Source organism: Synechococcus sp. R3-13, assembly GCF_047462195.1.
Classification (GTDB): Bacteria; Cyanobacteriota; Cyanobacteriia; order Thermostichales; family Thermostichaceae; genus Thermostichus.
In genome coordinates this window covers 1-8,462 of the sequence record NZ_JANSIO010000404.1, presented here as the reverse complement: position 1 = coordinate 8,462, position 8,462 = coordinate 1, and the positions used below count along the sequence as shown (strand labels likewise).

Here is an 8,462-nt window from a genome sequence, read left to right as displayed (position 1 = left end):
CCCCGAATTCTTCGACGAGCCCACCGACCCCAACGACAACCCAGGGATCCCTTGGCCAGGCGGAGCCAGCACCTTCCTGCAGGGGGCCATCAACCTGCCGGTGCGCCCAGGAGCGCGGGTGCAGTTTGCCATCTACTTCCTGCTGGACTCGCCCGCTTCCACCTTTGTGGTGTGCGATCCCCTGGCGCCTGGCTTGCAGTATGTGCCGGGCAGCCTGTCGGTGAGCACAGGGGGAGGGGGATCCTTCATTCCGCCGGGTGGGGCTGTGCCTCCTGCTTGTGGGGGCATCAGCAACCCCAACGGTGTGGTGGTGGTGAATGTGGGGGGAGGCAGTTCTGGCTCAGCCGGGGTCATCCGTTTCGAGGTCACCGTTCCTAGGTAGGAGAGCCGTGTAGTCATGCCCTCTGAGAACTCCGTCTTTGCTATCGCGGTTGCAAAAGCGTTGCGTAGCGATAACGGCTTTCCCCCAGGTGGAGCACGCCAGTCGTTGAAATCTCAATCGAGGTCTGACAACGCTTGCCGCCTGTGACGGTGGGATGTCAGGCTGAGACAGGAGTGGTTTTGCAGTCGGTAGGAACCATGACGCAGCGTGCCCAAGGATTTTGGCAATGGGGATCCCTTTGCCGGATTGGCCTCTACGTAGCTGCTCTATTCTGCGGGGTGGCGCTCTGGGGGATGCCGGCCTTGGCTCTGCCCCAAGGGGATGCCATCACGGATCCCCGTACCCTGTTGCGGCGGGCGTTGCCTATTCAGGAAACGAAGCTGCTGGAAATTGATGAGGCCATCTCCAAAATCGACACCGACCTGAAGTACAACCGCTGGTCAGCGGTGCGGGGAGATGTGCGCCAGGTAGAGCACCTCTTGGATCGCTATGGAGATTCCCTGCTGGCCGGCTTGCCCCCGGATCGGGTGGCCCCGGCTTCTGAACAGATGGCCGCCCTACGAGAGCAGTTGCAGGTGATCGGCCAAGCCAGCGAGCGCAAATCCAAAGGCAAAGAAGAGGCCCGCGCTGCCTACGACCGTCTAGTGGACGAGTTGGGATCCCTCGAAAACAACTGGGTGGGGGCTTTTCCCTACACGGTGCCTGCTGAGTATGCCGACAAACCTCAGCTCTTGGGGCGGGCAGAGGTGGAGCTAAACACCACCGCTGGGCGCATGGTGATCACCTTAGATGGCTACAGCGCCCCCATCACTGCCGGCAACTTTGCCGACCTGGTGCAGCGGGGCTTCTACGATGGCCTGACCTTTGACCGGGTGGAGACCTTCTTCCTGGCGCAGGCCGGGGATCCCCCTGGCCCTGCCGATGGCTATGTGGATCCGGCCACGGGCAAGGTTCGCACCATCCCCATGGAGATTCGCGCCAAAGGCGAGGTGATGCCCCGCTACGGCCAGACTTTTGATCAGATGGGCCTGTGGGATGTGGAACCGGCTCTGCCCTTTTCCGCCGAAGGGACGGTGGCCATGGCCCGCTATCCCGACGATCCCAACAGCGCCTCTTCTCAGTTCTTCATCTTTATGGCTGAGCCGGATCTCACCCCGGCGGGGTTAAACCTCATGGATGGCCGCTATGCCGTGTTCGGGTACGTTACAGAGGGAACGGAGGTGCTGCGCCACATCAAAGTGGGGGATCGGATTTTGAGTGCCAGATTGATTTCCGGCCAAGACAACCTCAAAACTGGAGCCTAGAGGGGATCCCTTCCTTCCTGCCTAACTGTGTCGATAAGCCGCCGTACCGTCGCCGCCCCTGCAGAGGGCTGGAAGCGAAAGGGAAATTTGCCCCTGGCCAACAGGCGCAGACCCAAAGGCACCAAGCTGAGCAGCCCTTTGGGATCCCGGCCCACCACCTGCAGGGCAAAGCGGCGCTCATCTATCCAACCACCGGAGCGCACCAGTTGCACCAGAGTCTTGCGGTGGCGGATGGCTATGGGCAAGGACTCCGTCCGAATAGCGCGAACAGCGTGCTGGCGGGAACGGTCGGTGGGCAGAGCAGCGGTCTTGTCTGCATGGCGGGAGAGGATCCCCTGTTTGAGTTCGGTGATTTGATCCAGAGGTGCCACGCCCATCGGGCAGACGCTGTTGCAGTTCCAGCAGCGGGTACAGCCCCAGACACCAGCCAAGCTATCCTGGGCCTGCAGGCGTTGTTCCCGTTGGCTGTCGCGGCTGTCTTGGACGAGGCGGTTGGCTCTGGCCAGAGCATGGGGGCCGACAAACTCTGGGTTCACCTCTTTGGCATTGCAATCGGAATAGCAGGCTCCGCAGAGAATACAGCCACCGGCAGCGTTGAGATGCTCCCGTTCGGCAGGCAGCTGTAAAAACTCTCGCTCCGGGATGCGTCGCCCCGCCGTGCTGACAAAGGGATCCACCCGGCTGAGATCGTTCCAGAAGGGCTGCATATCCACCACCAGATCCCGCAGAACGGGCAGGTTTCCCAGAGGGCCGATGCGAATAGGCTGCGGCTGGGGGCTGCGGGGATCCAGCTCTTCGCCCACATGTCGGCCACAAGCCAAGGCTGCCCTACCGTTGATGCGCATGGCGCAACTGCCACAGATGGTGTTGCGGCAGTTTTTGCGGAAGGCCAAGCTGCCATCCTGCTCCCACTTGATCTGGTTGAGGCAATCGAGAATGGTGGCGCCAGGGGATGTCTCCAGCCAGAAGGACTGCCAGCGGGGCGGCTCCGGCGGCAACTGTCGGAAAATCTGAAATTCTACTCGCAAAGTGCTCTGCACCGCTGAAGGGAAAGGGGATCCCATCCTAGCTCTCTCCCTATTGCCCCGCAACGCTCACGCAAACAACGCGATAGCAGAAGTGGCTACAACGCGCGGCTGAGGGCGCTCCCCGGCCCCTGAAACAACAGCCAAGAAATAAGGAAGTTGGTAACAAACACGCCCAGCAACGCCGTGACCACTGCATCGGTGGTGGAGCGACCCACCCCCTTGGCCCCTCCGCTGGTGGAAAGGCCCCAGTTGGAGCCGACAATGGCGATCAAAGACCCAAACACCATCGCCTTAAAACAACAGACGAGCAAATCCCAGGAGCTCAGAAGGGTTTGCGCCGAGTTGAGAAACACTGCAGGAGAGATGTTGTAGGCCGAAGCGCAGATGATCATCCCCCCCACCAGCCCCGTCAGCAGGGAGAGGATGGTGAGCACCGGCAGCATCAGCCCCGCAGCCAGCACCCGCGGGATCACCAGATAATCCACCGGATCGGTGCGTAACAACAGCAGAGCGTCGATCTGCTCCGTGACCTTCATGGTGCCCAGCTCGGCGGCAAAGGCGGATCCCACCCGTCCGGCCAAGATCACCGCCGTCACCACCGGCGTCAGCTCACGGGCAAGGGCAATTGCCAAAACCCCCCCAATCAAGGAAGAGGCTCCGAAGTTGATGAATTCCCGCGCCAACTGGATGGTGAAAACGCCGCTGATCACCACCGCCGTAATCAGAACAATCAGCAGCGACTCCAGCCCTACCGCCGAAAGCTGATCCAGGGTGTTGCGGCGATGGATACGACCCCGCATCAGATGCAGAATCACCTGACCGGTCAGGAGAAAACTGCTGCCCACTCGCTGGAACCAGTTCATGGTTTCCGCCTCAAGAGGCCGTTATCGCTAGGCGACGCTTTGGCGACTGCATCAGCGAGACCGAGTCCTTTGGGGTTGTCGGCTCCGCCTCAGGTTCTGCCGGCAGTTGAAAGCCGGGCACAAACGAGGCCCGTGTCAGGGGTTGATCCAGGATCAGCCCCTCGCCCCCCAGCACTTCTAGGGCACGGCCTTCCACCGAGATCCAAACCCGGGCGCCAGGGTTTTGGCTGGTGGCGGTGTAGAGCACCTGCGTGACCCGGCTCATCATTGCCGTGGCTCCCCCCCCCTGGGTAAACTCTGGGGAAAAATTGAGAAAAATATCGTCACCTTCCACCCGCACATCCAACACCTGAGTTTGGGGTGGAATGGCGCTGGTAAGGTGGGGATCCCGGGGGCCGGCAATCAGCTCCTCCAGAGCCAGGCGGATGGCTTCCTGAGCGTCGAAGGCGCGAACCGTGCGCTCTTGCTGCACATAGTAAATGGAGTTGTCGGCACTGGTCAGCCAATACAAGGAAAGCGTCTGCCGCGGCCCAATGGTGTACCACCAGGCTGCCCCCATCGCCCCCAGCCCCAGCAAAAAGCCGAGGATCCCCAATTGTAGGGCCCGGCCCCGACGCGGGCGGGAACGCCGTCCTCCCAACCTAACGGAGCTGAGCTGTGCGGTACGGCCTCCGTAGTGGCTCATCGCTGGCGATCCCCCTCTCTAACCTAGCTCTAGGGTAGCGAAGAAAAGCCCTCCCTGCCGGGGATCCCCCATAGGCTGGACAGGCAAAAGTGCGGCAGCAACTGGGATCCCTTTATTTGTATGATGATAATGATTTACACCCGGCATTGCTGAGTCGATAACTGAGCACACAAGGAGCTGAGCCTCAATCATGGTTACTGCCACCGCTACTGCCACCAATGTTGGCTACATCACTCAGGTCATTGGGCCTGTGATCGACGCCGAGTTTCCCAGCGGCAAGCTGCCCGAAATCTACAATGCCCTCAAGGTGGAGGGCACAACCGAAAGCGGCCTGAAGGTTAACGTCACCTTTGAGGTGCAGCAGCTTTTGGGGGATAACCGCGTGCGTGCGGTGGCCATGTCCTCGACCGACGGCCTGGTGCGGGGCATGCCGGTGGTGGATACGGGCGCTCCGATTACTGTGCCGGTCGGGCAGCCCACCCTGGGGCGCATTTTCAATGTGCTGGGAGAGCCGGTTGACCAAGGAGAGCCCGTTCAAGCCCAAGAATTTGCCCCCATCCACCGCAGTGCGCCTCCACTTGTCGATTTGACGATTAAGCCAGAGCCCTTTGAAACCGGCATCAAGGTGATTGACCTGCTGGCCCCCTTCAAAAAGGGGGGCAAGGTGGGCCTGTTTGGCGGTGCCGGCGTCGGCAAGACAGTGCTCATCCAGGAGCTGATCCACAACATCGCTGAGGAGCACTCTGGCCTATCGGTGTTTGCGGGCGTGGGAGAGCGCACCCGCGAGGGCAATGACCTCTACAACGAGATGAAAGAATCCGGCGTGCTGGATAAGGTGGCGCTGGTCTATGGCCAGATGAACGAGCCACCGGGTGCCCGCATGCGGGTTGGCCTGACTGCCCTGACCATGGCAGAGTACTTCCGCGACGTTAACAAGCAGGACGTGCTGCTGTTCATCGACAATATCTTCCGCTTTGTGCAGGCCGGGTCGGAAGTGTCGGCGCTGTTGGGCCGCATGCCCTCGGCGGTGGGTTACCAGCCCACCTTGGCTACCGAAATGGGCAACCTGCAAGAGCGCATCACCTCTACCAAGCAGGGATCCATCACCTCGGTGCAGGCGGTGTATGTGCCTGCTGACGACTTGACGGATCCGGCCCCAGCAACCACCTTTGCCCACCTTGACTCGACGGTGGTATTGTCCCGCAGCTTGGCAGCCAAGGGTATCTATCCGGCGGTGGATCCCCTGGATTCCTCTTCCACCATCCTGCAGGCGGACATTGTGGGCGAAGAGCACTACAACACCGCCCGGGCAGTGAAGCAAACGCTGCAGCGCTACAAAGAGCTGCAAGATATCATCGCCATCCTGGGGCTGGACGAGCTGTCGGAAGAGGACAAGCTGGTGGTGGCCCGCGCCCGCCGCATCGAGCGTTTCCTGTCCCAGCCGTTCTTCGTGGCGGAGGTATTCACTGGCTCCCCCGGCAAGTATGTGAAATTGGCAGACACCATCAAGGGCTTCCAGCGCATTTTGTCGGGGGAATTGGACAATCTGCCGGAGCAAGCCTTCTACTTGGTGGGCACCATCGAAGAGGCCATCGAGAAAGCGGAGAAGCTCAAGTCCAAGTGAGCCCCAAGCGCTCCTGCCCCTCTCCTCTTGGGAGAGGGGAGCTGTGAATCCCAGCAAGCTGTTGGGAATGGCCCCGTTGGGTCGCTTGCTTGGGGTTTGCTGCTGTTCGGGACAGCTACAGCTTGCGGGACTGTAGGATGGGCCTCTTCTGGGCCTCTTCCTAGGGATTCTCGGCGACAGGCCCGAAGCGATAGCCCTTGCCGTAGACGGCGTGGATCAATTCTGCTGCTCCGGGCAACCTGAGGCGGCGCCGCAGCAGGCGCACCTGAGCTGCCAAGACATTGCTGCTGGGGGGATCCTCTCCGGCCCACACCTGCTCGTAGATCTGGTCGTGGGTGAGCAACTGGCCGGGGTGGGTCATGAAGTACTCCAGCAGGCGAAACTCTTTTTGAGAGAGGTGGATCATCCGCCCCTGCCGGTAGGCCACCTGGTTCTCCCGATCCAGCTCCAAATCCCCTATCTGTAGGCGAGGGATCCCTTCTCCAGGGCCGGTGGCCCGCCGCAAGAGGGCTCGCACCCGCGCCAGCAGTTCCCGCAGCTCGAACGGCTTCACCAAGTAATCATCTGCCCCGGCATCCAGCCCTTCCACCCGGTCGTCTAGGGTATCTTTGGCGGTCAAAAACAGGATGGGAGTGGTGCCATCGACCTGCCGCACCCGCTGACAGAGGGAAAGCCCGGAGAGCTCCGGCAACATCCAATCCAAGACCAGCAGATTGTAGGGCAGGGATCCCGTCTTTTGCAGCAGTTCCCAGGCCCGCCCTCCTGTGTAGGCGACGTCCACCGTGTAGCCCTCTCGCCTCAATTGCTGGGCCAGAGAATCGGCCAACTCCACTTCATCGTCCACCAACAAAATCCGTGCCATAGGACTCCGTCCCGCTAACGCGAACACCTCAGGACTCGGTCTCGCTGTTGTCTTGGAAACAATGTGGAGCGCTGACGTACTCAGAAAAGGACTCCGTCCCGCCAGAACTGGGGAGCGGCTCAAGCTGCAAGGATAGATTGTAAAGGCGGCGCCGCGTCCAGATGGGGGATCCCTGCAGACGCTGGGCCAACCGGCGGCTGGCTGCGGAGCGGGATAGGCCCTCGGCCAGCAACCGAGCCATTTCTTGGCGAATTTCCGCTTCCGATTCACTGTCTCCCCGCCCATTCAAGGACTCCGTCCCGCCTCTGGCAGGGTTAGGGCTGGGAACGGCACCGACATATCCCTCAAGCAAGAGGGTGAACTCCCCTCGGGGCGGCTGAGCAGCGCAGTGCTCCAGAGCTGCTGCCAGGGATCCCCGCCAGAAGGACTCATACAGCTTGGTCAGCTCCCGCGCCAGCACGATCTGCCGCTCTGGGCCGCAGTGATCCAGCAGATCCTGCAGAGTTTGGCGCAGGCGATGGGGGGCCTCGTAAAGGATGAGGGTGCGGGGCTCTTGGGCCAACTGCCGCAGGCGGGCTTGTCGTTGGCTGGGTTTAAGAGGTAAAAATCCCTCGAACACGAATCGTTCTGTGGGCAGGCCCGAAGCGGTCAAGGCCGCAACAGCAGCTACCGGCCCCGGCACAGGGATCACCGGGATCCCGGCCTGAATGCAGGCGCGCACCAACTCTTCTCCCGGATCGGAGATGGCAGGAGTGCCGGCATCGCTGATCAGGGCCACCGACTGGCCCGCCGACAGATACTTCAGGAGTTGCGGGATCCGCTGGGCAGCGTTGTGCTCGTGATAGCTGATGAGGCGGGCGGAGATTTGAAAATGTTTAAGAAGCTGGCCGGAGTGGCGAGTATCTTCTGCTGCCACCCAATCCACCTCGCGCAGAACCCGCAGCGCCCGCAGGGTGATGTCTTCGCGGTTGCCGATGGGGGTGGCCACCAAGTAAAGGCTGGCGGTGGGGTGTTCCATCCCGATAACCTATTCTCCGCTCCAAGGGCTTGCTGCCAACAATTGGAGATCACCTCGGATCCCCAGATTAACTTCTCTTGGCCGGTGCCCCGATACCCAGGCATCTGCCTTTCGTGCTAGCGTTGCGTAGCAACAATGAGGAGTGAGGATTGAGAAGTGAGGCTCTTTTCTCTCTGCTCTTTCCTCTTTTCTCTCTGGAGAAGGATCCCGGTGCGCTTGACAACGCGGGCCACCTATAGCATCAGGGCTTTGTTGGATCTGGCTATGCTCGGCTCCGGGCAAATGGCTTCGGTGCGGGCCATTGCCGAGCGACAGGGGATCCCAGCTCCCTACCTGGAAAAGTTGCTGATTGAGTTGCGGCAGGCCGGCTTGGTTTGTTCCCAACGGGGGGCCCAGGGAGGCTACCGGTTGGCACGGGCGCCGCGGCGGATCCCGATTAGCGCCATTTTGGCGGCAGTGGGAGAATCCTTGGATCCTCTCATGGACAGTTCTAATCCTTCAGCCGTGCATCCGGCGGAGCGGCTGGACTGGGTGACGGAAGCCCTGTGGCAGCGGATCGCTCGACGGGTGCAGCAGGTGTTGGAGGAAACCACTCTGGAAGATCTGTATTTTGATGCCCGGAGCTGGCAAGCGGCTCAGGATCAGGAGAGTGGATTTGTGGTTTGATCGCGTTAGCGGGACGGAGTCCTTTCGCGT

General features: G+C 61.1%; 9 protein-coding genes. 4 read left to right on the top strand and 5 right to left on the bottom strand.

Annotation, left to right across the window (positions count from 1 at the left end; translation table 11 throughout):
• Positions 1-382: hypothetical protein (locus NW856_RS11975; protein WP_414400456.1), on the top strand; the 382-nt coding region annotated here is incomplete at its 5' end.
• Between the two features lie 197 nt (positions 383-579).
• Complete coding sequence (locus tag NW856_RS11970) at positions 580-1,686, top strand: peptidylprolyl isomerase (RefSeq protein ID WP_414400455.1); 1,107 nt, start codon at positions 580-582, stop codon at positions 1,684-1,686.
• Here NW856_RS11970 and NW856_RS11965 read toward each other — a convergent pair.
• From NW856_RS11965 to NW856_RS11955, 3 genes are all read right to left on the bottom strand, one after another.
• Positions 1,683-2,714, bottom strand: a complete 1,032-nt coding sequence (locus NW856_RS11965) for a succinate dehydrogenase/fumarate reductase iron-sulfur subunit (protein WP_414400457.1) — start codon at positions 2,712-2,714, stop codon at positions 1,683-1,685. The genes NW856_RS11970 and NW856_RS11965 overlap by 4 nt on opposite strands.
• Positions 2,715-2,809: 95 nt before the next feature.
• On the bottom strand, positions 2,810-3,577 hold the full coding sequence (locus tag NW856_RS11960; RefSeq protein ID WP_414400454.1) for an MlaE family lipid ABC transporter permease subunit: 768 nt from the start codon (positions 3,575-3,577) through the stop codon (positions 2,810-2,812).
• A 10-nt stretch (positions 3,578-3,587) separates the two neighbouring features.
• Positions 3,588-4,262: a GerMN domain-containing protein gene (locus NW856_RS11955; protein ID WP_414400453.1), complete on the bottom strand. Its 675-nt coding sequence runs from the start codon at positions 4,260-4,262 to the stop codon at positions 3,588-3,590.
• A gap of 190 nt (positions 4,263-4,452) precedes the next feature.
• On the opposite strand from NW856_RS11955, the gene atpD reads away from it, so the two are divergent.
• On the top strand, positions 4,453-5,886 hold the full coding sequence (gene atpD / locus NW856_RS11950; RefSeq protein ID WP_011434062.1) for a F0F1 ATP synthase subunit beta: 1,434 nt from the start codon (positions 4,453-4,455) through the stop codon (positions 5,884-5,886).
• 160 nt (positions 5,887-6,046) lie between these two features.
• Here the strand turns inward: atpD and rppA are convergent, their stop codons facing one another.
• Both rppA and rsmI read right to left on the bottom strand, forming a co-directional pair.
• A complete protein-coding gene (rppA, locus tag NW856_RS11945) occupies positions 6,047-6,748 on the bottom strand; it encodes a two-component system response regulator RppA (protein ID WP_414400452.1) in 702 nt (233 codons plus the stop codon).
• Between the two features lie 28 nt (positions 6,749-6,776).
• On the bottom strand, positions 6,777-7,766 hold the full coding sequence (gene rsmI / locus NW856_RS11940; protein ID WP_414400451.1) for a 16S rRNA (cytidine(1402)-2'-O)-methyltransferase: 990 nt from the start codon (positions 7,764-7,766) through the stop codon (positions 6,777-6,779).
• A gap of 210 nt (positions 7,767-7,976) precedes the next feature.
• Between rsmI and NW856_RS11935 the strand changes: the two genes are divergently transcribed.
• On the top strand, positions 7,977-8,432 hold the full coding sequence (locus tag NW856_RS11935; protein ID WP_414356862.1) for an Rrf2 family transcriptional regulator: 456 nt from the start codon (positions 7,977-7,979) through the stop codon (positions 8,430-8,432).
• The last annotated feature ends 30 nt before the right edge of the window (positions 8,433-8,462 follow it).